A 23,937-nucleotide genomic window follows, 5' to 3' on the forward strand; every position below is an offset into this window, starting at 1 on the left:
GAGCCGCCCGGCCCTCTGCTTTTTAAATCATCGCTCCACGACATCTCCACCGCGCTGGAGCTCCAGATAGAGGCTCGTCATCGGCGGGATTTCCCCCAGCTCGCGACTCAGGAGGTGCGGTGACTCGTTGAGGCGGTCTTTAAATTGTAACGCATCGTTTTTAGTTCCCAGCCATGCCAGCGACTCGGCGCTCAGGTTTAGCTTCACGCTCTGCGCTGTCTCGCTGCCGTGCAGATTGGTGACGATGATGTAAACCTGCCCGCTCTCTGCATCCCGCCGAGCATAAAAAGAGAGCCACTGGCTGCTATTCTCCGCATTCAGCGGCCTCACACTGCCATTGGCTAGCGCAGGCTGATTCATCAGGCGCAGCAGTCGGCCATAGCTGGCGCGGAGTTTGTTTTGCTGCTCAGTTGGTGCGCTGCGCAGTGCTGGTAGGCTCCAGTAATCAAAAATCGTCGTGCGCGAGTCATCGCCGCCGTGGCCCTCGGCCCCGAGGGCTTGCTCGCCGACTTCCTGGCCATTGTAGATCATCACTGGACCACGACCGAGGCCGAAAAGCAGCCCACAGACGCCACGGCCCACCTCCATTCCCAGTCCGCGCCATTGCTGCGGACTGGCGAGGCGCACTTCGTCGTGATTTTCGCCGTAGCGCAGACTGCGATGAAAACGCGGGCTGTCGGTGATGAGCGCATCGAGGTCATTCGCCCACTTGGGGCCGTCGTAGATGGCTTTCACCAGATCATACGTCGGATCATCATACACGGCATCGAAGCCCGCATCGAGCAGTGTGTCGAGAACATTACCATGGGTGAGCTTGGCAGGATCATTGTCATAGGCCTCGGCCATGAAGTAGGCATCGGAGTCGCGTTCCCGTGCTTTTTTCAAAGCGTAACGCCAAAACGGCATCGGGATCATGTGCGCCATGTCGCAGCGGAAGCCATCGACGCCAAAATTTTGCCAATAAGCCAGGATCGCGTCCATGCAGCGCCAGGTGCGATTTTCGGCGGCGTGATCGCCGGAGTGCTCGTGGACGAAGTTGATGCCGTAATTGAGCTTCACGGTCTCAAACCAGTCATGAGGGCTCGGAGTCCACGTCGCAGCATTGTTGCCTGTCACACGGCCAAAATCGTGTTCGAGCTGAAAAAGCCCATCGCAGCCGTTTTGACCGCCTGTGGGCAGTTTCAGCGGCGGAGAGCCGAGTTGCAGATAGTAGAAGTGATTGTGTGTGCTGAAAAACTGCCTGCGATCATCTCCTTCGCCGAAACTCAACTCTGGCCGTATGTCGCTGCGATAAGCGCGGGAGACGTGATTCGGCACAAAGTCGAGAATGACCTTCAAACCGTGCTCGTGGCAGCGCTGGACGAGCTCGCGGAATTCCTCCAGCCGCTTCGTTGGCTGCACCGCGTAGTCTGGGCACACGTCGAAGTAGTCTTTGATGGCGTAAGGGCTGCCTGCCTGGCCTTTGCAGATGTCTGCATCATCCGCAGGCTGGCCGATGGCGCTGTAATCCGTGCGCGTGGCCTGCTGAATGACGCCCGTGAGCCAGATGTGCGTGATGCCGAGCTCGCGGAGTGATTTCAGTGCCGCGTCGTCGATGTCTGCAAATTTGCCGCAGCCGTTTTCTGCGAGCGTGCCATGCGGTTTGTTTGTGGCGTTCTTGTTCCCAAAGTGCCGCACCATGAGCTGGTAGATCACGGGGCGTTCAGCGTGGAGGGAGGAACTGAGCGAGAAGATAATAGCGACGACGAAAACGCGACAGCAAAGTAGCCATCTCGCTCCGTCGAGATGAGCTGAGGGCTTGCGCAATCGCGAACGATTTCCACTTCCCATCACCCGCTGTTTTCTGCGGAGCGTTGGGCTCATCTCGCGGAGCGAGATGGCTACTTTGCTTCGCGGATTGTCACGTTGGGGGCTCATACTGGTGACTCGTCCCTCACGAATTGAGTCATCACAGCGGCGATGAGCATCGACGCACCGCCGAGCATCACGACTTTGACGGGATCGTTTTCAAAAAGCTGCTTCACCACGGGCTCCAGCGCCAGGGAGGCGAGGATCTCCGGAATCACGATGAAAAAGTTAAAGATGCCCATGTACACTCCCATCCGCCCCGCAGGAAGTGCGCCAGATAATATGGCATAGGGCATCGAAAGGATGCTCGCCCACGCGATGCCGACGCCGATCATGGTGCATTGCCAGAGTAGTTTGGCCTCCGGGCCTTTCAGGAAGCCGGTGGCAACGAGGCAGAGACCGCCTGCGATCAAGGCGAGGCTGTGGACGGCCTTGCGGCTGGTTTTTTTCGCTAGCGGCGGCAATGCGAAGGCGACGAGGAAGCAGACGATGGAATACAAAGCGAAGGTTTGGCCGCCAAACAGAGTGCCTTCATCAAAGGCAGGCGATTTGGCATCCAACGTGCCGAAAATCTGCTGCGCGGTGGCGAGGCCAAAGAACATCCACATGCAGAAAAGACCGAGCCAGGTGAAGAACTGCACCACGGCGAGCTGCTTCATCGTTTTCGGCATCTCTGCGATGGCCGAGCCGACTTCTGGCCCGCTGAGAACGAGGCCGATGATGGCTCCGATGCCGCCACCGATCACGACATGCCAAATCGTCAGCGCATGCTCTACAAGATGCCCACGAGCGACACCGAGTAACAAACCGGCGACAGCGCCGATGAGCAAAAACTTGGCGTTGAAGTGAAATGTCCGCTGTGTGGCCCGCTCACGCTGAAAGGCCTGCATGTCCTCTGGCGGATACTCTTTGCTGGTGAAGACGGTCCACAGAACGGCGAGCAAAAATGCCGCCGCTCCGAGCTTGAAGGCCCACATGACGGAGAGCGGGATGCCGTTGGCGGCATTGCCGGTGACGCCGAATTTGTCCAGGATGCTCGGCAGCGCATTGGCCACTGCGGCACCGATGCCGATGAAGAAGCTCTGCATCACAAAACCGACTGTGCGCTGCTCTGGCGGCAGTTTGTCCGCCACGAAGGCTCGGAAGGGCTCCATGCTGATGTTGATGGAGGCATCTAGCACCCACAGCATGGATGCGGCGACCCACAGTGCAGGAGAGTCCGGCATGAAAAACAGCGCGATGGATGAGAGGATGGCCCCACAAAGAAAATACGGCCTGCGGCGGCCGAGCGCATTCCAGGTGCGGTCGCTCATGCTGCCGATGATCGGCTGCACGATGAGGCCCGTCATCGGCCCCGCGAGCCAGAGGATGGGGATCTTCGACGGATCAGCGCCGAGTTTGGTGTAGATGGCGCTCATGTTCGCCAGTTGCAGGCCGAAGCCGAACTGGATGCCCAGGAAGCCGAAGCTCATGTTGAAGATCTCGCCGAACGAGAGACGCGGTTTGCTCATGCGGCGGCGAGTGTCCGTTTTTGGCCCCATATGGCAACCACGGCGGCTTGTTCAATTAGCCAATAGGTGTGCCACGGAGTCTATAAACTCACTTTGAGCCCCCATCCTGCTCCACGCTGGCACGCCGTGCACGGTGGATGGCACGCAGGCGCAGCAGCAGCCAGACAGTGAGCAGAGATGTGATCCCCTGGAAGAATGCGAAGCTCAGAGGCACAGCACGCTTCACTGGCAAAGGCAGATCGGTGCCTGGCACCATCACCGTGGGTGCCGCGATGGGTCCATAGGCCGGTGATATGGCATTGAGCCAGGTCGCCAGCGGCAGGAGCCCATTATTAGCGCTGCCGACGATGGTGCCGATGAGCACCGGCACCACGCCGATAAAAAGCACACACAGGAACAAGCGCCGCCCACCCCAGCCCTCCAGCACGGCATAGTATGCCAGCACTGGATTCGCCAGCACCAGCAGGAAAACCAGCGGTGCATAGGCTGGTAGGGAGTGACCAGGGAACCACTTTGAGTCCATGATTGCCTGAGCAAAGATATTCCAGCTCACCGCTGCCGTGGTGATCATCATCAACACAAAAGGCAGCGAACTGGCGGCATCACGCAGACGTGGCACGCGTGGTAGGGAGAGCTTTTTGGCCTGCCGCAGGCCACGCCACTGCACATCGAGTGCAGGCGTGATGATGAAAACGAGCACCAGCATGATGAGCAGCGAAATGATGCCATATAGACCGATCATGATGACGGCTTCCCGCAGTGTAGGGTCCAGTAACTTGCCCCACTGGAACCTGCTCATAAAAGCACGCGTTGGGAAAATGCTCCCTGGCTCGATGAGTGGCAGTGCATTGCCCAGCAGGAGCACCTGCACCCAGATGAAGAGAGCCACGGCCCATGCTTTCCCCAGTAGATGTGACTCCGCACGGCACCAGCGCCGCCAGACCATGGTGCCAAAGGTCAGCATGATGCCGCCTTGGCACACCAGGGTGAAGACGATGCTATCGAACTCTAGGCCAAAGAATTTCACCTGTGGATCGAGCTCACGGAGCACCTTCGCGACGCCACCTGCATCACGTGGCATGAAGAAGTGCCAGTTCTCCATCACCACCGGTCGGACTGTGAGGTATTCAAAAAAGATCAGCCCCGCCTGGGCGATCTGCGGCATCCCCGTATAGAGCATGGCGATGACAAACATCGACACCAGCGTGGCTGAGCGCCGATTCTTGATCACCATGCCCGCCGCCAGCGCTGTGACATGGTACATCAGTGCTGTGGTGATGAGCACGCCGTAGATCGACGCCCATGCACGCAGTGGCACCTGTCCATGGTATAGGCCCCAGGCGGTGAATGGCAGCGTGCTAGCAAACAGTAGCCACTCACGCACTGGCAGTCCTAGCCAGAATCCGACCACCTTTGCTAGGGGCGACATCGGCTGAAGGCGCTGGTAATCCATGACGCCCTCATCCGCCTCGGTGATGATGCCGCTGACTGCCTGGCCCACACCCATGAAAAAGAGGATGAAGGCCTGAATAATGAGCAGCGGGATCAGAGGCACACGCTCCGCATCCACTGGCAGCATGCCGCCGCGATACATCGACACTGTGCGTGAGATGAAAAACACAAACCCGCTCAAAATCAGCGTCAAAATCAGCCAAAGTGCCAATCCCTGCGGTCGCAGACGTGAGCGGCAGTAACGGCGAATGATGGGATTCGCCCAGATTTTCCATGCAGGACATGTCGGTGAGTCGTTCATGCCTTTTGTCCCTTTCCATTGCTTTCAGCCACATCGACAAGGATGTCTTCAAAGGAAGATTTCTGCTCTTCGAACACCGTGACGCGGAATTTTTCTGCGATGCAGGCTGTGAGTAGGTCCGCCTGCTCCTCGTCACTGCCAGTGAAATGAAAGCGCACTCGTTTGTCGATCAAGACGGCCTCACTCACGCCAGGGCGTGTGCGCAGCCACTCGCAGGCCTCGTGCTCACGATCCAGCAGGCTCACATGCACCACACGCTCCGCACGGCCCAGGAGCCTGCGCACCTGATCGACTGTGCCAGAGGCCAGAAGGCGGCCTTTATTCATCACGCAGAGAGACGTGCACATCTCTGCGAGCTCACTGAGGATGTGGGAGCTCACAAAGACCGTCGCCCCATCTGCCGCGAGCTTTCGCAGCACGAGGCGCAGATTCCGGCGAGAGAGCGGGTCCATACCGCTGGCGGGTTCATCGAGAATGAGCACTCGCGGGCGATGCAGCAGCGTTTTCGCCAGCACGAGGCGCTGGGTCTGGCCACGAGAGAGAGTTTTGCAGAGTTTCTCACGCTGCGGCATCAGATCGACCTCCGCTAAGCATTCATCCACCCGCACACGCCTTTGCGCCGCAGTGCCGAGGCCGTGCGCATCGGCGTAGAGATCGAGAAACTCCCACAGCTTCAGATCCGACGGCACCGGGGCGAGGTCTGGCATGTAGCCCAGCACTCGCCGCGCGGCCTCTGGCTCCTCTGCGATGTCGATACCCGCCAGCCGCACCTCACCATACGTCGGCTCCATCAGCGTCGTCAGCACGCGGAAGGTGCTGGTCTTCCCTGCCCCATTCGGTCCTACCAGACCAAAAACCTCACCCGCAGGCACTTGCAGCGTCAGGTCATTCACCGCCACGAAGTCGCCATAGTCCACTCGCAGGTCGCGGATGTCGATGGCGGCAGTTGCAGAAGTCATGAAGGGGCGGAGTCTAGGAGTAGCAGTTCACGACTCAAGCGCATAAATTCACCCATCTCATGAAGCCCAGCACCATCATCGCCCTTCTCACCGGCTTGCTCATAGGCGGCACGGCGGTTGTTTTCTTCCAGGCTTCTCTACCGCCGCCAGAAGGCAGTGCTGAGGAGAAGGCGGAGCTACTCAAGTCCGAGCTGACGAAGGCACAGAGCCGTATCGCGAAGCTGGAAGCCCAAATCCCCACGAAACCGGCCGATCTAGCCGCTGCAGCTCGTGGCGGCGCGGCGGATATTTTGGAGGATTTGAAGCATGGACGGCCCGTGGACCTCGATCGGCTCTACCAGAGGCTGAAGCCCGCGCTGCGTGATCTCGCACCCGTCATGGCGCATCTGCGGATGCGTGAGCAAAAGAAGGAATTCGCCCGCATCGCCGCGCACATGGGAGAGGCCTACCACCTCAACGAAACGCAGCAAAAAGCACTGCAAGTCTGGCTCGCCGAGCGTGCCATCGCGGATGCAGAGACCTTCAATCAAGTGGCCTTTGGCGAGAATAGCCGCATGGAGGACATCTTGAAGGCCATGAAGCTGCAAAAACCGAAAAAAGGGCTCGATGACTTCATGGAGCGCACACTGACTGGCTCTGAGAAGCAGCGTTACACGGCCGACAGGCTGGTGGAGCGCACCACCGCCATCGAAAACGAGGCCAACAACCGCCTCCAGCGCCTACACCAGGCCGTCCCGCTGGATGAGGCCCAGCAGGATAAAGTTTTCGCCATCATGGCCCGCAGCTCGCCGGATTTTGATCCGAATACCAAGCTCGGCATCTCGGTCGGCAATGACATGAGCGGCATCCGGCCCGGTGCTGACCGTGAATCCGCGATCATGAGCGTGCTCACAGCGGACCAGCGCCGCCAATACGAGGCCTATCGTCAGCGCCAACGCAGCGAGGCCGAGCGCAACGCCACCGAGATGGGTATCAAGCTGCCGGCAGACTGGGATGTCTTTGAAGAATGGTGAACAAGCTCACGCTCGCTTCGTCTCTTTGGCCAAAGCACGGAATTTCTCTGCCTCAGCACGCAGCTCCGCTTTTTCCTGCATCTGCTGCGCCGTGTAGGGGAAGCGGGTGCGCCAGTTGGCATCGCTGACGACGCCGTGGACGTTGAAGCGGTCTGTCATGCTGAAGAGGTCCGTGATCATGATGGCGGCGTAGCGGCTGGCGCTTTGCAGCAGGCCGCGCATGAGCTGCCATTTGATGGTGTCATTGTATGGTGAGTAATCACTGGTCGCGGGCATGTTGGCGAACTCGGCGAGCAGGCGCAGCTCGCGGCCAGCTTTCATGCGGTCTTCATGCTCAGGGGCGTGATGCATGTTGTGACGGCATCCGTCCCAGATCGCCGCCATCGGCGGATGATCATGCGTGGCATAGGTAGTGAAGCTGCACTCATCATAGGTGAGGCCAGAGATGGCCCGATCATCAGGCGTGACCTCCCACTGCGGCACTTTGAATCCGGGGATGCCGCGCTCGAGTAGATGCGGACGCACGTAGTCTGGCACGGCACCGAGATCTTCGCCCACGACTTCTGCGCCCTGCGCGGCGGATTGGATCATACGCAGGTATTTGTCCCCTGCGGCACGGTTCGCGGCGCAGTGTGCGGGCGTATCGTCATCGTTCTCTTTGAAATGCGGCAAGCGGTCGCCAGTGCGGGCTTTGGCCTCGTCTTCACTGAGTGGGAGGAACTCGGCATTGCGCTGCGGACGCCAGGGAAAGCTATAAATGCGGTAAAATCCGAGGACATGGTCGATGCGGAAGATGTGGAAGACATCGGTGAGCTTCGCGATGCGCTGGCGCCACCATGCGAATTTATCCTTCTCCATCACATCCCAGCGATAGAGCGGGATGCCCCAGTTCTGCCCCCATTTTTGCACGAAGAGATCGTCTTTGAAGATTTTCTCCGGTGGAGCACCGCCGCTCCATTCGAGATCAAAGAGCTGCGGATTGGCAAAGACGTCTGCGCTGTAAAAATTCACTCCGATGGGGATGTCGCCCATGAGCCGCACGCCGATCTGCGAGCCATAGGTCCGTAGCTCACGCCACTGGGTGAAGGCGATCCACTGCGCCCAGGCATGAAAGGCATCTGGCTGCACCGCCTGGCGAGCATCTGCGGGCCACTGGTCCCACAGCTCGTTCCCATGCACGTCGATGAGAGTGCGGAAGACGACGTAATCGACGAGCCAGGAGGCCTCTTGCTCACAAAAGGCCTCAAAGGCGGCGACTCGAGCCTTATCTTTGCCAAAACGCGAATACGCCAGCCGCAGCAGTTTCATCTTCACGCGGCGTGCAGCGGGGTAATTGACCAAATCGCCGCTAAAGTCCTCCCCCGCCTTTGCTTCGGCCACATGAGCCGCTTTGAGCTCTGGGATGGTCTGCGGGGAAATCTCCAGCAGCACGGGATCGAGCGCTACGGAGCTGATGGCATTGTAGGGGCTGTTATCCGGGCCTGTTTCATTGATGGGCAGTAGTTGGACAAAGCCGATGCCGTGCTGGGCAGACCAGTCCATGAGCTCACGCAGCGAGCGTGTGTCGCCGATGCCGAGATCGTCATCATGCCGGAGGGCGAAAACAGGAGCGAGGATACCAGCGGAGCGTTTGGTGGTCATAAAAGAGGGCCGTGATGATGTGGCGAGTCACCGCGAGATGCAAATGCCATGCCCAAAGTTGGCGAAATGGAGAAGGAGCAGAAATCGGGCTCCAAATTGGCAGGGGCGGCTAGAGCACGGCTTTCTTCACACAATTTCAGGAACGGAGTGCTCAGTTCTCAGTGCTCAGTGGCAATCACCAGGAGCAAATCAACTGACCACTAAGCACTAAGCACTAAGCACTAAGCACTAAGCACTAAGCACTGAGCACTCCGACGAGGCGGACACGAAAACAGACTGCGGTGTTTTTTTACCCAGAGTGCTAGAAATGCAGGCTAGAGCACGGCTTTCTTCACCTTGCCGAATTCTGCGTCCAGGAAGCGGCGGGCGAGGATTTCTGCCTGCTCGCTGTGATCGGTGAGGAAGAGTTCGAGCGTGGGCTTTGCTTTGGCGCTGCGCAGGAGGTTTTGCTGTTCCAGCAGGGTCTTCACCTGGGCGGCGCAGGTGCTGGCGCTGTCCACGAGGCGGACTTTCTGGCCGAGCATGCGCTTGAGCACGGGAATGAGCAGCGGGTAGTGCGTGCAACCGAGCACGAGGGTGTCGATGCCTTTGTCGAGCAGGGGTTTGAGGTAATCACGCAGCACGCTTTTGAGTGCGGGGTGGTCTGTCCAGCCTTCTTCGATGAAGGGGACGAGCAGCGGTGTGGCGCGGGCCTCGATGAGCACGTCTGGGCGGCGCATGGCGATCTCATGCTGATACGCGTGGCTGCGGATGGTGCCTGCGGTGCCGATGATGCCCACGCGTTCACAGCTAGGGTCTGCCAGGGTGGCATCCACTCCAGGTCCGAGCACACCGATGACAGGGACGCGAAAAGTGGCCTGCAAAAGCGGCAGCGCATGGGCGGTGGCTGTGTTGCAGGCGACGACGACGGCCTTCACACCATGACTGACGAGGAACTGCGTGTCCTCCATGCTAAAGCGGCGGATGGTATCAGGCGACTTGGAGCCGTAGGGCACGCGGGCAGTGTCCCCGAGGTAGATGATGGACTCCTGGGGCAGTAGCTCACGCAGCGCCCGCACCACGGTGAGCCCACCCACGCCGGAATCGAAGACACCGAGGGGGCTGGCAGAGGTAGGAGCGGGCTGTGGCATGATGGCGCGATGCATGCGCGGACTTCCCGGTGCTGTCAAAAGGTCAAGCATCGCCCCTGGCTGCCAAAGTTGAACCTTTGTGGCGATTTCTTGACCAAAATGCCGGCTTCCAGTAAAAACATGCCCGAAATGATCGAAATCGAAATCTACGCCCCCGGACTCCGCAATGAGTCGCGCATGCTCCAGCTCCGCAACCAGATGGATAGCTTCCCGCGTGTGCGCTACAAAGTAGATGCCCATCACGACATCGTGTACTTTGAGATCGACCGCCCAGGCGACATCAATCAGATGGAGATTCATCAAATCTTCGATGCCATCGACTTGGTGCCACGCTTCGTCGGTCAAATCCCGGACGAGCTGCGCACGGGTGAAACGGCGCGGATTCAGTGAATCTGTGGCTCTGTGAGCCGCCGCACGGCCTCCTGCATGCGGCGTAGGACGTAATAGACCGTCTGGCTACGCAGCCGCACGAGATCTGCGCCGATGATGCGTGGCACAAAATCATGCGACAGGTGCAAAACCTGCCCTGCATGAGCCCCTGCGAGTCCACGGCATAAAATGACCGTCAGAGCCCGTGTGAGCGTCTGCACCTTCGGGCCGAGTGAGATGGCAAAGTGGGCCTTTTGGCCGATTCCTAGCCGCAGATGCACACCGACGGTGTCTGTGCATTCGGCATCGTGCCGCACGTCTTCGAGATCAAAGCACTCACCAGGCCGTGGGGCATGCTGAGCGGCCTGCGCAGCGAGTTCGATCAGATTTTCCCGCCGCTCGCCTTCTGGCAGGGCTTCAAAGAAAGTGATCAACTCACTCAGGGCTGCTGGATAGTCGGACATGGTCACTTTTTGACTGGTTTCGGAGGATTCAGGTCCTCCACGGGCATTTTCGTGAAGGCCTGCCACTGCGCCTCGCTCTGCGCCTGGGTGGCTACGCCATCATGCACCCATAGGGCATAGCGCAGACGGAGTTTTTGCCCATCGGCGATCACGACGGGCGTATCGAGACTGAGGCAGCAGCCCATCCAGCCATCATTCCGCACATGGAAGGCAGTCGGATTGTGCGGGTTCATGGGATGATTCATCAAGGTGATGCCGCCGAAGCCGGTGGCATCATTGGTGATGCGTCCGCTGTAGTCGCACCACCGTGCGGGCTTTCGGAAAACCTCTTCTTCATTGAGCTGCCCTTCGGAGTTGAGGATGCGTCCGCCGCCATCATGCACGCCGATGCTTTTCGCCATGCGCACCGCGATCAATCCGAAGCCGGTGGCCCCAAAGGTGGCGGTTTTGCCCTTTGGTGGTGAGAGCTCTAGGTCCACGATCATGAACCAGCTTTTGGCACCATCGAGCGGACGGATTTCCGTGCGGCGCACTTCGATGAGTTGCAGCGCTTTGTCCGACTCCTGTAGCCAATGATTGACCATGCGCATGGAGGCAAAGTCATCGCTGTCCTCGTAGCCCTCGCGTGAGACCTCCACGTTCACGATGCGGCCCTGCTTCTTTGCGTAATCGCCCCAGAAGTCGATTTCATTGAGCATGTTATGCGTGATCCAGACGCTGTTGTGGTGCGAGTGAGTGAGCGGATCATGCGGATGCCCCATGCGAGTGAGGCTGGCATCCCATGTGGCCCGTATCGGATGCCAAAAGGGCCGCATATCCTGCGGGTCGTAGTGCATGGCCGTGAGCTCACGTCCATCGAGCTGAAAGGAGGTGATGTGGTGCCGCATCGGCACTGCCTGCACACGCGGGATGGGTTTGGCCGTGGGGAGCTGCGCCCAGGTGACGGCGGCGAAGAGTAGGAGAAGGGACAGGGCTTTCATCATGCTACCAAACGTAGGTGGACGGTGGAGTTCTTTGCTCATGGCTCGATTATGAGTGCCTGCCCGAGTCGAATGGAGCGGTCAAAAGACACCAGCGGCTTTGCGGCCGATCCAGAAGATGCCCATGAGCACGATGAGCGTGCCCGCCCATGCTGGATGGGCCCAGAGTGGCAGGCGGCGCTCCTGCAACGTGGGCTCTGGAAGCGCGGCGATGGCTGCGAGGAGGCTTTCTGGCTTCGTCGCGTCTAAAACGGCTCCTTTGGTGAATTGCGCGATTTCCTTCAAAACATCGAACCGGGCGGGTTGGCCGCGTTTTTCACGGCTGGTGCCTTGGATGGAGATTTTTGTTTCCAGGCTCGATCCGGCCTCTGCGCAACTGAGCTCGACGCGGTGCTCACCGGGCTCAGTAGGCGTGAAAGTGGCATTAAAGAGGCCCCAGGCCTCCTCACCAGCGGGTAGGAGGCGTACGCTGGCTACTTTGCCACTGGGAGCGGCGATTTGGGCGATGACGGCTCCTTCACGCAGAGGCTCGCCGGCGATGCTCATGACGTTGGCATTGAGCGTGAGCATATCGCCGGTGCGGGGGCGGTCTGGTGAGTAAAAGAGGCGCATTTTATCGCCGCTGCTCATGTTCCGCTGATAGGCCATCCAACGCACGACTTGGCCCCAGTAGCGGTAGTGGTATTTGTCCTCCACACCTTTGCGCCAGCGCCAGGCTCCATCGGTGCCCATGAAGAGGATTTTGCCCGCTCCGTAGGTTTTGGTGACGATGAGTGGCACGCGACCAAACTGATTCGACTCGGTGCCATGCGTGGCGAGCACTTCGGAACCAGCTTTGGCACGCAGGGCCGGTGCATACCACTGGAAGCCGGGGAGCGTGCTCCACACACGGGCACTGGCTTCATCATTGTCTTCGAGCTTGGTCAGGAGGCTGCGCATGCCGGCCTCGGTGAGGGCGAATTTCCCCGGTGCGCTCGATCCCCAGCCGCGTGGCTGTGCGGCATCCCAGAGGACGGGCAAGAGATCCGCCAGCGGTGTTTCTTGCAGAGAGGCCTGAAAGCCGTGGAAGCCGGGCATGAAGACGAGGCCCGCAGCTTGGTCACGCACGAGCTTTTGCAAAGCGGTAGCGTGCTCGGCGGTGAGCTGGCCGCTCATGACACCGACATCACCGAGGAAGATGACGTCGTATTGCGTGAGCTCTTCATCCTTTGGGAAAGTGGGTAGATAGCCGCGGCCAGCACCTGTTTTGCCGAGCCCTGGATGAAGGAGGAGGCAGTTCACCTCCACGCCGGGATCACGCTCCAGGGCATTGCGCAGGTAGCGGTATTCCCAGCGGGGGAAGGACTCGATGATGAGCACTTTGAGCTGCTCTTTGCGCACGCTGAGTGGGGCATCTTGGGCGTTGTTCTCTGGATAGCGCTCCTGGGTGGACTTGGGGATGGTGAGAGTGAGCTTCACATCACCGGGCTTCTCCGGCTTCCAGGCGATGGCGTCCTGAAAGCGGCTCATGGCGGGCAGAGTGACTTCTTTGCTGATGATCTCGCCACTGCTGCTGCGCATTTCCAGCACGACGACTTCATCACGCGGCATGGAGCTGTCGATGACAAAGGGGATGCGCAGGGGCTTCCCGGCCACGGCGAAGGTGGGCACGTCGAAGCTGGTGAGCTCTAGATCTGGTAGCCGAGTCTCTGCACCGACCGGTGCGGCGAAGACGGGCACCTCACGCATGCGCAAACGTGTGGCGGCCTGGGAGGGCGCGGTGCCGGTATTCCAGTCGCCATCGCTGATCAAGATGACGGATTTGAGGTTCGGCTGCTTCTCCAGCATGCTGAGGAGTGCCGCGTGGATGTCGGTGCCTTCAGTGGCGGGTGTCTGCGATGAGGAAAAGGGCTCGATGACGACATCCATGCGCTGCTTGAGCGGTGCCCAGAGCTTTTCGTCGATGAGGGGCCGCACGAGTTCCTCGCGTGCGATGGCTTCTTGGCCACGGAGGACGTCTTTGGTGCTCATGCTGGCCGATACGTCCGCTAGCACGGCCAAAACGGGTCTCGACTGCGGTTTGAATGTCTCCAGCCACTCGGGTTGCAGCAGCGTGATGGCGATAGCGGCGGCGATGATGACCCGCAGCAGCTCCAGCCAGCCGATCATGGCCCGATAGCCGCTGCGCCGCCATGCCATGAAGGCCAGCAGCACGATCGCGAAGACAAAGGCCACACCCACTGCGAACGCCGTGGGTGTGGGATTAAAGACGAGCTGGGAGGACGTGGGCTGCATGCAGGGCTACCAGAAAGCAGCCTGTGGCGGACACCCATGTTCCGCGTGCGGGATGGCTCAAGCTCATTTCACGCCCACCGGGGACATTCACAGCTCCTTTAGCCAGAAGGTGAGCGTCTTCGGTGATTCGGCGGCCTCGGTGATCTCTTTCCACACAAAGGTGGCCTGCAATTCAGGATGGCGTGTGTAGCCCTGGCTCTGCCAGAAAGCATCCAGCACGCGATAGCCCGGCGGACGCTGCGCATGATCCGCAGGCCGATCCACCGCGCAGAATGTAGCGATGCGCAGACCGAGTGAGCGAGCATGCGCCTCTCGCCGGATGAAAAAACCCTTCCCCAGGCCGCGTCCGCGATACTCTGGCAGCACGATGGACTCGCCGAAGTAACAGATGTCCGCCAAATCATAGCCGCCCGCTTTGATGAAGGCGGACTGGAACTCCGGCCCCTCATCCGCCATCGGCAGACAGGTGGTAGCGCCGATCACACGGCCCTCATCCAGCGCTAGCACCACGAGGCTACGCGGACAGCCCGTGTAGATGCGCAGATAATCCCGCTCATACTCCAGGCTGCCATCATATAAGTAAGGATACTCACGGAAAACAGCGATGCGCAGGGCTCCGAGAGCATCGAGATACGGCTCCAGGGCCGCGCCGCTCAATGGCAAGAGTGTGAGGCTCATTTCGCAGGCGTGGGGGCTGGTGCGGCACGTTTGATTTCCTCGACCACTGGTGTGGGCGCTTTCACCTCGGGCTTGGCTTTCACCACGGGTGCGGTTTTCACCTCGGGTGCGGTTTTCACCTCGGGTGCGGTTTTCACCTCGGGTGCGGTTTTCACCTCGGGTGCGGCTTCGGCTTTGGCGGGGGCTGGAGCAGCCGCGACAGCAGCGGCTTTCACCACAGCAGGCTTGGCTACAGGAGCTGCGAGCTGCGCAGCGGGCTTCACTTCTGCTTTCGTGGTCGCCTTCGGCTCGGGCTTTTTGACAGGATCTGGCGGCGTGGCAGGCATCGCGATGAATTTGGCCTTTTCAGGGTCCATGCGAGGCAGCTTGCCGGAGAGTTTTTTCAATTCCTCTGCGCTGTAAGCAGGCGTGACCGGGCTGGACTTCGCTGGCGTGGCTGCTGCAGGAGCCACAGCGGGCACCGCAGCCGCCGCCTGGGGTGCTGCGGTCTCCTGCTTGCCACAGGCAGCCAAGAGCAGCGCAGCAGCGGAGAGACAAAAAAGACGAGAATTCAGGATCATCATGGCGGTGGGGACGTACGCTCGTGTTTCGTGCTACACCACGCAAGCAGAAGCATCTTTCAGCTCCCAGTTTCACCCGCATGGCGACAGAAACAGGCATTGACCATCAAGGCGGAGTTTCCTAACCTCACGGCCCACCACCACACCGTCATGAAACAGACTCTCCTCGCCCTCACGGCACTCGCATTCACTCTCCCCGCCGCTGCCAATCCAGAACTCGCCAACATCGTCACCCAGGAATTCGGTGCCGCCACGGCAGACGGCATCGTCTTGCTCCAATCCGCCCCCAGCGTGGGCGAACCCACTCAGTGGAACGTCTTTGCACGCGATCCCTTCCGCCCAGCCGAACTGGTCAGCGCAGCGCTCTCCCTCCAGGGCCGGAGCTGGAGCGTCAAGCCCGCAGGCGCAGGCCGCAACATCCTCAAGCGCATCCCCGGCCAGGTGATCAACTTCGGCCGCGTTCGCTATCGCAGTGCCGATGTGCGTGAGATCGTCGCCCGCGCCGCATCCCAGTCGAACACGGTCTTTTCCTCGCTCGAATACCAACTCGCCGTCGATGTCGCCGGTGGCTCACCTGAGTGGGGCGTGGTGCTGCTCAATGCCGCCAATGTCGAAGTCGGATTCATTGTCGTGAATGCAGAAACCGGAGCCCTGGGCATGCAGCAGTGGGCCAATCAGATCCCCGTCAACATACCTGGCCAGCCAGAGAACAAAGGTGCCCGCGCCGCCCAAGGCGTGAAAGAAGCAGGCCGCAAAGCCTGGAACTGGACCGACAACGCACGCCGTGAGACGGGTAACTTCTTCAAAGAGCTCTTCCGCCGCTAATTCAGGCCTACTTTGATGAAGCTCGAAATCCCCGACTACCCCTTCCAAGGCTACATCTTCGACTGCGACGGCACGCTGGTGGACTCCATGCCTCTACACTACATCGCGTGGTGTGAGGCACTCCAGCAGCATGGCGCTCCCTTTGAGTTCACGGAAGAATTCTTCTACGGCCATGCCGGCGTGAAGGAGCAGGACTGTGTGCGCATTCTTAATGCCCAGCACGGCACCCAGCTCGATCCCGTCGCTGTCGATGAGGCCAAGGCCGTCATCTTTCGCCGCCGCATCCCAGAGGTAGCCGCCGTGCAGCCCGTGGCCGAGTTCGCTCGCTCGATCCATGGCCGCTTCCCCATGGCGGTGGCCTCTGGCAGCGAGGAGGCGACGGTGAGAGCCTGCCTAGCCTCCACCGGCTTGCTGGATCTCTTCCCCATCATCATCACGCCCAAAGACGTGCTGCATGGCAAGCCGGCACCCGACATGTTCCTCCTCGCCGCAGAAAAAATGGGCATCGCACCCTCCGAGTGCCTCGTGCTCGAGGATGGTGCCAGCGGCATCCGCGCGGCAGAAGCCGCCAGCATGCGCCACGTCTTTATCCCCCGCACCCTGCGCTGAAAAATACCATCATGGACGAGTCCCCAGATACCCAGACCACAATCGAGACCCGTGAGGAAATCATGTTCTTCGACACCGACTGCGGCGGCGTGGTGCATAACATCGCCTACCTCCGCATGATCGAGACGGCCCGCACTCGACTCGCGGCCAAGCTAGGCATGAATCTCCGCGAGATGTCCCAAACCCAGCTCTTCCCCGTCCTCACCCGCACCGAGATCGACTACCGGAAGCCCGCCCGACTCGGAGATGAGATCGTCATCCGTGGCAGACTCCAATCTGTCGAAAAAGCCCGCTTCTGGTGTACCTTTGAGGTCACACGGGCAGAGGACGGTATGCTACTCATCACCTGCCGCCAGTGCCTCGCCCTCGTACAGATGCCACAGGGCCGCCCCACCCGGCTGCCAGCGGACTGGAAGGTGAAATACGCGCATCTTGCGAATCTTGCCGCCACGGTGCCGGAATGAGCCAAGGCTTACGTGTGAAATGGCGAAGTGAACAGATGACAGGATTTACAAGATGACAGGATTATACAGGATTAGCCCTTGGTAACTCGGTTGGGCCACCCCTTTCAAAGCTCAACACTTTCCAATGTTAAGCCGCTATCAAGTTACAGGCCGCTAATCCTGCATAATCTTGAAAATCTTGTTAATCCTGTCCTCATTTTTGCTCCATACGATTGACCATCATTTTGATGCGTATGCCCTGAGAGTGAGCAGACCTGCGTGCAACATGGGCGCGGCACCTTCGTTGATCTTCCCTGCATGATCAAAGCCCTCACCACGCTGCTTTTCGCGACGCTCACCACTCTCGCTGCTGACCGGCCCAACATCCTCTGGCTCACCAGCGAGGACAACGGCCCCCAATACGGCTGCTACGGCGACACCTACGCCACCACACCGCACATCGACGCACTCGCCGCACGCAGCCTGCGCTTCAATCGTGCCTGGTCGAACGCCCCCGTCTGCGCCCCCGCACGCACCTGCCTCATCAGTGGCCGCTGGGCACCGGCGGACGCTGCCGAGCACATGCGCAGCATGGTGCCACTACCTCAGGGCCATCAGATGTATCCACAGCTCCTCCGCGCCGCTGGCTACTACTGCACCAACAACGCCAAAGAGGACTACAACCTCGCCAAACCCGACCAGGGCGGCAAAGACGCCGTCTGGGACGATAGCAGCAAGAACGCACACTACAAAAATCGTGCTCCCGGCCAGCCCTTCTTCGCCATCTTCAATGACCAAATCACGCACGAGAGCCAGATCCGCCGCAAGCCCCACACGCTCATCCACGATCCTGCCAAAGCTCCCCTGCCCCCCTTTCATCCAGACACACCTGAGGTCCGCCACGACTGGGCACAATACTACGACAACATCACCACCATGGACTCCGCTCTCGGCAAAAAACTCGCCGAGCTCGAAGCCGCAGGCCTCGCCCAGGACACCATCATCGTCCAATACGGCGACCACGGTGCCGGCATGCCACGCTTCAAGCGCTGGCCCTACAACACCGGCCTCCATGTCGGCCTCATCATGCACTTCCCAGAAAAATGGAAGCACCTCGCACCACGCGGCTACGCCGCCGGAGCCGCCAGCGATGAGCTAGTGAGCTTCATCGACTTCGCACCCACGCTCCTGAGCATCGCCGGAGTCAAACCACCCGCCTACATGCAGGGCCACGCCTTCTGTGGCCAATTCCCGACCCTCGCCCAAAGAAATTTCATCCACGGCTTCCGTGGCCGCATGGACGAGCGCTACGACTGTGTGCGCAGCACCACGGATGGGCGCTTCGTCTATGTCCGCCACTTCATGCCGCACCTGCCTTTTGGCCAATATTTGAACTACATGTTCCAACAGGCCACCACCCGCGTGTGGAGTGACCTGCATGCCCAGGGCAAGCTCAACGAGCTACAAAACCGCTTCTGGCTGCCGAAGCCCTCCGAAGAACTCTACGACCTGCAAAACGACCGCTGGGAAATCAACAACCTCGCCACCTCCGCCACTCACAGCGCGGATCTCGAGCGCCTCCGCACCGCACAAGACGCCTGGCTGCTCGAAACACGCGATCTCGGCCTGATCCCAGAGGCTGCACGCCTCGCCAAGGCCGCAGGCACCTCACCGGCAGATGCATTCAAAAACGAGCCCCTGGCCGAAATCCTCACCGCAGCCAAAACAGCCGCCAATCTGGCTCTAGGGGCCGAAAAGCTCACTCCACTGCTCCAGAGCCCAAATGCCACCGTACGCTACTGGGGCGTCATGGGCCATCTCATGCGTGGAAAAGCCGATGAAGCCGTTTTGAAGCCCTTTTTAGCCGATCCCAGCCCCAGCGTCCGCATCGCCGCCGCAGAGGCACTCCAAAACATCGAAACCCTGCTCGCCAGCGCCAACGTCGAAAAAGGATCCTACATGGAAGCGCTCGAAGCACTCAACTCGCTCGATCGCCTCAAAAACCAACTCGGCTCACACAAAGAAAGCGTCCTCGCCCTGCCCTCCAAGGCCCCCAAAGCCGTCGAGCAGCGACTTAAAGAATACGTCTCTCGCCTCATGGAACACATCCGCCAGTAAGCACCCATGAAAATCGCCCCATTGCTCCTCACAGTCGCCTGCCACTTCCTCACCAGTGGCCTATTTGCGGCAGAGCCGCCCGCAAAGCCCAATTTCGTCATCATCAATATCGACGATCTCGGTTACGCCGACATTGGCCCCTTTGGCTCCACGCTCAATCGCACGCCGCACCTCGACCGCATGGCCAAAGAGGGTAAAAAGCTCACTAGCTTTTACGCCGCGCCAGTATGCTCCCCCTCCCGCTCGTCACTCATGACAGGCTGTTACCCGAAACGCGTGCTGCCCATTTCCCATGTGCTCTTTCCAGCAGGTGCAGTCGGCCTGAATCCTCAGGAAACCACCGTCGCAGAAGTCGTGAAGACCGCCGGCTATGCCACCGCCTGCGTGGGCAAATGGCACCTCGGCGACCAGCCAGAATTCCTGCCTACTGCGCAGGGATTCGATGAATACCTGGGCATCCCCTACTCCAACGACATGGGACCAGCAGAAGACGGCAGCAAAAGCGACCTCGGAGCCAAACTGCCCGAGTCACGCCTCGCCAATCTCACTGGGAATGACGAACTGGGCCTACGAGGGCATTCACAACCCCCGCTGCCTCTTTTAAAGAACAACCGCGTCATCGCCCGCGTGCGCCAAGATGAGCAGCAGGGCATCGTGGAGCGCTACACCACCGCCGCACTCGACTTCATCCAGCGTCATCGTGAGCAGCCCTTTCTCCTCTATCTCCCGCACAATGCCGTCCACTTCCCCCTCTATCCCGGCAAAGCATGGGCCGGCAAATCACCCCACGGTTATTACAGCGATTGGGTCGAAGAAGTCGATTGGAGCGTCGGTCGAGTGCTCGATACCCTGCGCCAGCTCGGCCTGGATAAAAAAACACTCGTCCTCTTCACCTCCGACAACGGCGGCACCCCCCGCGCCGTGAACAAACCCCTACGCGGCCACAAAGGCAGCACCTGGGAAGGCGGCATCCGCACGTCCACCATCGCCTGGTGGCCAGGGCAAATCCCCGCTGGCACCAGCAGCGCCGCCATCACTGGCATGTTCGATGTACTGCCCACCATCGCACGCCTCAGCGGTGGTCCCCTTCCCTCTGCCAAGCTAGACGGCGCAGACATCTGGCCCATCCTCAGTGGAGCCAGCAATGATGGACCGCATGAGACATTCTATTACTTCCGCGGCCTCACCCTAGAGGCCGTCCGCCAGGGCCCGTGGAAGCTCCACCTCGGACTCGCGCTGCCGGCACAGAACAAAGGCAAAGCCAAAGCAAAATCCAACGGCATCCCCACCGCCCCAGAGCTCTACCAGCTCGAAAATGACCCCGGCGAAAGCAATAACCAAGCCGCGAGTCATCCAGAAATCGTGCAGCGTCTCCAAGCACTCGCCACCGCGATGGACTCGGACCTCGGCACACGAGAAATCGGCCCTGGATGCCGCACCCTCGGCCGAGTGACCGCTCCGCAGCCGCTCATCGACAAGGATGGAAAAATCCGCGCCGGATTTGAGCCGTAAAATTGACCGACGGAATTCATTTTCAGCCGGTGAAGAGGGAGAAACCCTCCCCACTCACTTCAACCGCACGACAGCATGATACACGGCTGCTTTGCCGCCCTCATGACTGCTGTAATAAGTCACATGGAGCTGGTCTTCATACCAATAAAGGCCTGGGTAGCTGCAATCGCCCGCACTGGGCAGCTCCAGCATGGGCTCAAGACCTGCCGCACTCATTTTATAGAGCACCATGTGCGCTCCCGGTGTGGCCCCAAAACCGCGTGAGCCCGCGATGAGTCGCCCATCTGGAAGCTCGATGAAATTCGGACCACCGCGTGGCTGCTTCAGCGCCGTCCATGTCCATTCCCGATAGGGTGCCTGCGCGATGCCGAGCGCTCCGAGGCGGTTTCCGCCTTCGCGGTTCACCAACGCCATGGCGCTGCCGTCTTTGAGGAAGCGTACGGTCGTCTCCGTCGGTTGGCCGGGCACATTCAGCAAGGAGGAGAGCTGCCACACACTGCCATCATCACTCGAGTAGCCTTTGAGGGAGTATTCTTTCTCTGCACCGGGGCCACCCGAGGTCGGGTGGATGTTGTAGCTCACGCCGTAGAAGCGTTTATCGGCGGGATTCACCACCACCCGCCAGAGTGTATCCCCTTTGGCCAGTAGTTTTTGAAACGGCGTCCACACTTTTCCATCCGTGCTGGTGGCATAGCGGGACTGGCGAGTCTGCGTGGCTGTCTCGATGCCGGCACAGAGGAGGTAGAGCTTTTTGCCATCGGCAGAGACGATGAGCTTCGGATCACGCAGGTCACAGCCAGGCTCATTCAGCGTGACATGGTCCACCCAGGTCTTGCCACTCGATGAAAGCATGATGCGGACACTGCCCTCGGGCTTCGTAGCGGTCTCCCCTTCGCGAAAGCAGCAGTAAAGAAGCGCCTGGTAACGTGTCAGGTCCGTGAAACCCTGATGGCCACCTTTGTCCCAGATTTTTGCACGGAAACAAGTTCCGCCGTCTGTGCACAGACGGCGGAAGCGGAGACCAGGATGGTGGCGAGTGCGGCAGAGCAGAAATGGCGGAATCGTGAGGTCATAGCAAGGTGCCCTCAAGATACACGAAAACTCTGCCGCGCTAGTTTTCTACTTCTGCATTTCCTCCTGCATGACCTGCATGAGCTGTGGGGTGAGAGCCTTGATCTTGCCCTCGGTCACTACCATCATATCACCCGTCATCGCGAGCTGCTTGGTCAGCAGTGTCTGTCCAGCGGGGGATTCCAGGAGTTTGGTGACGTCTTGCGCCTCCTGCTCGGTGTAGTGCTTAGCATAAACCTCGGTCACATCGTTTTTGAGCTTCTCCCAGGAGAGGGCCTCACTGACCAGGGCCTTCATTTTCGCCACTGCGCCTTTGAATTTCTCCTGCTGGGCCGGGGGGAGTGCCGCCATCTGATCTGCGGAGCCGCCCATCATGCTATCCATCGCCGTGGACATGGAGGAGCTGATCTGCTTCTGCACCTGGGAAGCGGTGATGAGCTTCTCGATAGCAGCGCGGTGCGAGGCGCTGATTTCCGCCTGGGCGGTGCCGAGAGTGAGTACGAAAGCGAGAGAAAGGAGGATTTTTTTCATAAGGAAGGCCTTTATGCAATGAAACGGCGGTCCAAAGCAAGCGCCAAAAAGAAGAAGGCCGCTCAAAAAGCGGCCTTCTTCGAAAAATGGGCTGTCGGCATTTTTGATGCCTTACGAATCACTATTTCGTCGGTGCTGGAACTGGCGTGGGCGCAGGCGCAGCGGCCTTCGGTGCTGCTTCTGCTGCCTTCGGTGCTGCTTCTGCTGCCTTTGCAGCGGCAGGAGCTGGCGTGACCGAGATGGCAGGTGCTTTTGCTGCTGCGGGAGCCGCTGTAGGAGCAACCGTCGTCGTGGCAGGTGCCGCTGGGGTGGTGGTAGCGGGTGCAGCAGGGGCTGGCGGCGGAGTCGCGGGGGTATCACCAAAGAGTTTGCCCTTTCCAGTGGTCTGCTCACGAGCGGTCAGGATCGCTAGGGAGAAGGTCATGACAAAAAGGATCACTGCCAGCCAGACGGTGAACTTTTGCAGCACATTCGTCGTCTGCGCACCCCAGACCTGGCTGGTCATGGAGTCACCGAAAGAGGCACCGAGACCCTCCTGCCGCGGACGCTGCATGAGGACAATGAGGATAAGGAGGAGGCAGACGATCACTTCGACCACCGTGAGGATACCGATCAACATAAGAGATAAAGAGGGGGAAAGGGGCGGCCATTATGGGGGCGCTTTCCAGCTTGGCAAGTGCCATCATTGCCCCCGCGTCGCCACCGCCAAGAGTGTCTGGAAATGCGGACTCGGCTTCTCCCGGTGGACGATACTCGTCTCGATCTGCTCAAATCCCGCCTGCTCCAGCATTTCCTGCATCTCGCACTCGGTGAATCCCAGCCACACATCTGCGTAGAGATCCCGCGCCTGCTCAAAGTGATGCTGCAGCAGATCCAGCACCACGATACGCCCGCCGGGCTTCAAAATCGCATGCGCCGCACGGATCGCTGCGGCTGGATTCTGCGCATGGTGCAGCGCCTGGCTCAAAATGGCCAAATCCACGCTCCCAGGCTCGATCGGTGGCTGCTCCAGGTCGCCCTGGCGATACTCCAGATTGGTGAATCCGTGCTTTTTGGCCAGCTCCGCCCCATAGGCCACCATTTTGTGACTGCTATCCACCGCGATCACTTTTTGCGCACGCTGCGCCAGCAGTTGGGAGAGCGTGCCCTCACCCGCGCCCAAATCCGCGATGACCAGCGGCGGCATCAGTTTGAGAAGCATCTCCCCCAGCCCCTTCCACGAGCGGCCAGGGATGTAGTGACGACCGAATTTCCCTGCTAGCGCATCAAAATACGCCTGCGCAGACCGCGCACGCTTTTGCAGCACGATCCGCAGTGCCGTAAGATCCTTCGCCGTCTCCCGCATTTCCGCACCAGCGGCCTCGATCAGCGCCATCAGGTGCTGCTGCGCCGTTTTTTCCTTTTCCGTGGCTGTACTCAGCCGGTAAAGACGGTTTTTTCCGCTGCGGCGCACATGGATCAGCCCCGCAGCCTGGAGCTTCGCGAGCTGCGCAGAGATATTGGACTGCGGCAGCGCCATGATCTCCTGGAGCTCTGCCACACTCAGCTCCTCACGCCTTAGCAGCAGCAGCAGCCGCACCCGCGTAGGATCAGCGACGAGGCCCAGAGATTTTAAAACAGAAGTCATGCGAGTGCGGCGCGGATGCTA

At 59.8% G+C, this 23,937-nt stretch carries 22 protein-coding genes; 7 read left to right on the forward strand and 15 right to left on the reverse strand.

Annotated elements, in window-relative coordinates; all coding sequences use genetic code 11:
• Window positions 1–27 precede the first annotated feature (27 nt).
• From IPK32_13020 to IPK32_13035, 4 genes are all read right to left on the reverse strand, one after another.
• Window positions 28–1,695: an alpha-amylase gene (locus tag IPK32_13020; protein ID MBK8092869.1), complete on the reverse strand. Its 1,668-nt coding sequence runs from the start codon at window positions 1,693–1,695 to the stop codon at window positions 28–30.
• Between the two features lie 218 nt (window positions 1,696–1,913).
• Window positions 1,914–3,359, reverse strand: a complete 1,446-nt coding sequence (locus IPK32_13025; protein ID MBK8092870.1) for an MFS transporter — start codon at window positions 3,357–3,359, stop codon at window positions 1,914–1,916.
• Window positions 3,360–3,447: 88 nt separating this feature from the next.
• Window positions 3,448–5,112 carry a hypothetical protein gene (locus tag IPK32_13030; GenBank protein ID MBK8092871.1) on the reverse strand — a complete coding sequence of 555 codons (1,665 nt, stop codon included), beginning with the start codon at window positions 5,110–5,112 and terminating at the stop codon, window positions 3,448–3,450.
• On the reverse strand, window positions 5,109–6,071 hold the full coding sequence (locus IPK32_13035; GenBank protein ID MBK8092872.1) for an ABC transporter ATP-binding protein: 963 nt from the start codon (window positions 6,069–6,071) through the stop codon (window positions 5,109–5,111). Before IPK32_13035 ends, IPK32_13030 begins: the two co-directional genes overlap by 4 nt.
• A 59-nt stretch (window positions 6,072–6,130) precedes the next feature.
• Here IPK32_13035 and IPK32_13040 point away from each other — a divergent pair, with 59 nt between their 5' ends.
• The gene (locus IPK32_13040; protein ID MBK8092873.1) at window positions 6,131–7,084 is read left to right on the forward strand and encodes a hypothetical protein; all 954 of its coding nucleotides are present in this window, start codon (window positions 6,131–6,133) and stop codon (window positions 7,082–7,084) included.
• Window positions 7,085–7,090: 6 nt separating this feature from the next.
• Here IPK32_13040 and IPK32_13045 read toward each other — a convergent pair whose 3' ends face one another.
• Window positions 7,091–8,725: a 4-alpha-glucanotransferase gene (locus IPK32_13045; GenBank protein ID MBK8092874.1), complete on the reverse strand. Its 1,635-nt coding sequence runs from the start codon at window positions 8,723–8,725 to the stop codon at window positions 7,091–7,093.
• Between the two features lie 314 nt (window positions 8,726–9,039).
• The gene (locus tag IPK32_13050; protein ID MBK8092875.1) at window positions 9,040–9,855 is read right to left on the reverse strand and encodes a glutamate racemase; all 816 of its coding nucleotides are present in this window, start codon (window positions 9,853–9,855) and stop codon (window positions 9,040–9,042) included.
• A gap of 99 nt (window positions 9,856–9,954) precedes the next feature.
• Here IPK32_13050 and IPK32_13055 point away from each other — a divergent pair, with 99 nt between their 5' ends.
• Complete coding sequence (locus IPK32_13055; GenBank protein ID MBK8092876.1) at window positions 9,955–10,245, forward strand: hypothetical protein; 291 nt, start codon at window positions 9,955–9,957, stop codon at window positions 10,243–10,245.
• Here the strand turns inward: IPK32_13055 and IPK32_13060 are convergent.
• The 5 genes from IPK32_13060 to IPK32_13080 form a co-directional block, all read right to left on the reverse strand.
• Window positions 10,239–10,688, reverse strand: coding sequence for a Fe-S metabolism protein SufE (locus IPK32_13060; GenBank protein ID MBK8092877.1), 450 nt, complete (start codon window positions 10,686–10,688; stop codon window positions 10,239–10,241). The genes IPK32_13055 and IPK32_13060 overlap by 7 nt on opposite strands.
• A gap of 2 nt (window positions 10,689–10,690) precedes the next feature.
• Complete coding sequence (locus tag IPK32_13065) at window positions 10,691–11,710, reverse strand: PmoA family protein (GenBank protein ID MBK8092878.1); 1,020 nt, start codon at window positions 11,708–11,710, stop codon at window positions 10,691–10,693.
• 39 nt (window positions 11,711–11,749) lie between these two features.
• Window positions 11,750–13,678: a hypothetical protein gene (locus IPK32_13070; GenBank protein ID MBK8092879.1), complete on the reverse strand. Its 1,929-nt coding sequence runs from the start codon at window positions 13,676–13,678 to the stop codon at window positions 11,750–11,752.
• A gap of 351 nt (window positions 13,679–14,029) precedes the next feature.
• Window positions 14,030–14,620, reverse strand: a complete 591-nt coding sequence (locus tag IPK32_13075) for a GNAT family N-acetyltransferase (GenBank protein MBK8092880.1) — start codon at window positions 14,618–14,620, stop codon at window positions 14,030–14,032.
• The gene (locus tag IPK32_13080; GenBank protein ID MBK8092881.1) at window positions 14,617–15,183 is read right to left on the reverse strand and encodes a hypothetical protein; all 567 of its coding nucleotides are present in this window, start codon (window positions 15,181–15,183) and stop codon (window positions 14,617–14,619) included. Before IPK32_13080 ends, IPK32_13075 begins: the two co-directional genes overlap by 4 nt.
• A gap of 147 nt (window positions 15,184–15,330) precedes the next feature.
• Between IPK32_13080 and IPK32_13085 the strand changes: the two genes are divergently transcribed.
• From IPK32_13085 to IPK32_13105, 5 genes are all read left to right on the forward strand, one after another.
• Window positions 15,331–16,005 (forward strand): hypothetical protein, encoded by a 675-nt coding sequence (locus IPK32_13085; GenBank protein ID MBK8092882.1) that lies wholly within the window; start codon window positions 15,331–15,333, stop codon window positions 16,003–16,005.
• A 15-nt stretch (window positions 16,006–16,020) separates the two neighbouring features.
• Window positions 16,021–16,614 (forward strand): HAD family phosphatase, encoded by a 594-nt coding sequence (locus IPK32_13090; GenBank protein MBK8092883.1) that lies wholly within the window; start codon window positions 16,021–16,023, stop codon window positions 16,612–16,614.
• Between the two features lie 62 nt (window positions 16,615–16,676).
• Window positions 16,677–17,078 (forward strand): acyl-CoA thioesterase, encoded by a 402-nt coding sequence (locus IPK32_13095; GenBank protein MBK8092884.1) that lies wholly within the window; start codon window positions 16,677–16,679, stop codon window positions 17,076–17,078.
• Window positions 17,079–17,375: 297 nt separating this feature from the next.
• Window positions 17,376–19,175, forward strand: coding sequence for a sulfatase-like hydrolase/transferase (locus IPK32_13100; GenBank protein MBK8092885.1), 1,800 nt, complete (start codon window positions 17,376–17,378; stop codon window positions 19,173–19,175).
• Window positions 19,176–19,181: 6 nt separating this feature from the next.
• Window positions 19,182–20,687: a sulfatase gene (locus IPK32_13105; protein MBK8092886.1), complete on the forward strand. Its 1,506-nt coding sequence runs from the start codon at window positions 19,182–19,184 to the stop codon at window positions 20,685–20,687.
• 54 nt (window positions 20,688–20,741) lie between these two features.
• On the opposite strand, the gene IPK32_13110 is transcribed toward IPK32_13105, so the two are convergent.
• From IPK32_13110 to IPK32_13125, 4 genes are all read right to left on the reverse strand, one after another.
• Window positions 20,742–21,776, reverse strand: coding sequence for an exo-alpha-sialidase (locus IPK32_13110; protein MBK8092887.1), 1,035 nt, complete (start codon window positions 21,774–21,776; stop codon window positions 20,742–20,744).
• Between the two features lie 30 nt (window positions 21,777–21,806).
• Window positions 21,807–22,289, reverse strand: a complete 483-nt coding sequence (locus IPK32_13115; protein MBK8092888.1) for a DUF2059 domain-containing protein — start codon at window positions 22,287–22,289, stop codon at window positions 21,807–21,809.
• 121 nt (window positions 22,290–22,410) lie between these two features.
• Window positions 22,411–22,908 carry a preprotein translocase subunit SecG gene (gene secG, locus IPK32_13120; protein MBK8092889.1) on the reverse strand — a complete coding sequence of 166 codons (498 nt, stop codon included), beginning with the start codon at window positions 22,906–22,908 and terminating at the stop codon, window positions 22,411–22,413.
• A 63-nt stretch (window positions 22,909–22,971) separates the two neighbouring features.
• On the reverse strand, window positions 22,972–23,916 hold the full coding sequence (locus tag IPK32_13125; GenBank protein ID MBK8092890.1) for a metalloregulator ArsR/SmtB family transcription factor: 945 nt from the start codon (window positions 23,914–23,916) through the stop codon (window positions 22,972–22,974).
• Window positions 23,917–23,937: the final 21 nt, after the last annotated feature.

The sequence above is a fragment of the Verrucomicrobiaceae bacterium genome (assembly GCA_016713035.1).
Classification (GTDB): Bacteria; Verrucomicrobiota; Verrucomicrobiia; order Verrucomicrobiales; family Verrucomicrobiaceae; genus Prosthecobacter.

Bases quoted from the DNA above. Each gene is read 5' to 3' on its own strand.
- IPK32_13025 (MBK8092870.1), bottom strand. From the start codon at position 3,359: ATGAGCAAACCGCGTCTCTCGTTCGGCGAGATCTTCAACATGAGCTTC.
- IPK32_13030 (MBK8092871.1), bottom strand. From the start codon at position 5,112: ATGAACGACTCACCGACATGTCCTGCATGGAAAATCTGGGCGAATCCC.
- IPK32_13035 (MBK8092872.1), bottom strand. From the start codon at position 6,071: ATGACTTCTGCAACTGCCGCCATCGACATCCGCGACCTGCGAGTGGAC.
- IPK32_13040 (MBK8092873.1), top strand. From the start codon at position 6,131: ATGAAGCCCAGCACCATCATCGCCCTTCTCACCGGCTTGCTCATAGGC.
- IPK32_13045 (MBK8092874.1), bottom strand. From the start codon at position 8,725: ATGACCACCAAACGCTCCGCTGGTATCCTCGCTCCTGTTTTCGCCCTC.
- IPK32_13050 (MBK8092875.1), bottom strand. From the start codon at position 9,855: ATGCCACAGCCCGCTCCTACCTCTGCCAGCCCCCTCGGTGTCTTCGAT.
- IPK32_13055 (MBK8092876.1), top strand. From the start codon at position 9,955: ATGCCGGCTTCCAGTAAAAACATGCCCGAAATGATCGAAATCGAAATC.
- IPK32_13060 (MBK8092877.1), bottom strand. From the start codon at position 10,688: ATGTCCGACTATCCAGCAGCCCTGAGTGAGTTGATCACTTTCTTTGAA.
- IPK32_13065 (MBK8092878.1), bottom strand. From the start codon at position 11,710: ATGAGCAAAGAACTCCACCGTCCACCTACGTTTGGTAGCATGATGAAA.
- IPK32_13070 (MBK8092879.1), bottom strand. From the start codon at position 13,678: ATGAGCACCAAAGACGTCCTCCGTGGCCAAGAAGCCATCGCACGCGAG.
- IPK32_13075 (MBK8092880.1), bottom strand. From the start codon at position 14,620: ATGAGCCTCACACTCTTGCCATTGAGCGGCGCGGCCCTGGAGCCGTAT.
- IPK32_13080 (MBK8092881.1), bottom strand. From the start codon at position 15,183: ATGATGATCCTGAATTCTCGTCTTTTTTGTCTCTCCGCTGCTGCGCTG.
- IPK32_13085 (MBK8092882.1), top strand. From the start codon at position 15,331: ATGAAACAGACTCTCCTCGCCCTCACGGCACTCGCATTCACTCTCCCC.
- IPK32_13090 (MBK8092883.1), top strand. From the start codon at position 16,021: ATGAAGCTCGAAATCCCCGACTACCCCTTCCAAGGCTACATCTTCGAC.
- IPK32_13095 (MBK8092884.1), top strand. From the start codon at position 16,677: ATGTTCTTCGACACCGACTGCGGCGGCGTGGTGCATAACATCGCCTAC.
- IPK32_13100 (MBK8092885.1), top strand. From the start codon at position 17,376: ATGATCAAAGCCCTCACCACGCTGCTTTTCGCGACGCTCACCACTCTC.
- IPK32_13105 (MBK8092886.1), top strand. From the start codon at position 19,182: ATGAAAATCGCCCCATTGCTCCTCACAGTCGCCTGCCACTTCCTCACC.
- IPK32_13115 (MBK8092888.1), bottom strand. From the start codon at position 22,289: ATGAAAAAAATCCTCCTTTCTCTCGCTTTCGTACTCACTCTCGGCACC.
- secG (MBK8092889.1), bottom strand. From the start codon at position 22,908: ATGTTGATCGGTATCCTCACGGTGGTCGAAGTGATCGTCTGCCTCCTC.
- IPK32_13125 (MBK8092890.1), bottom strand. From the start codon at position 23,916: ATGACTTCTGTTTTAAAATCTCTGGGCCTCGTCGCTGATCCTACGCGG.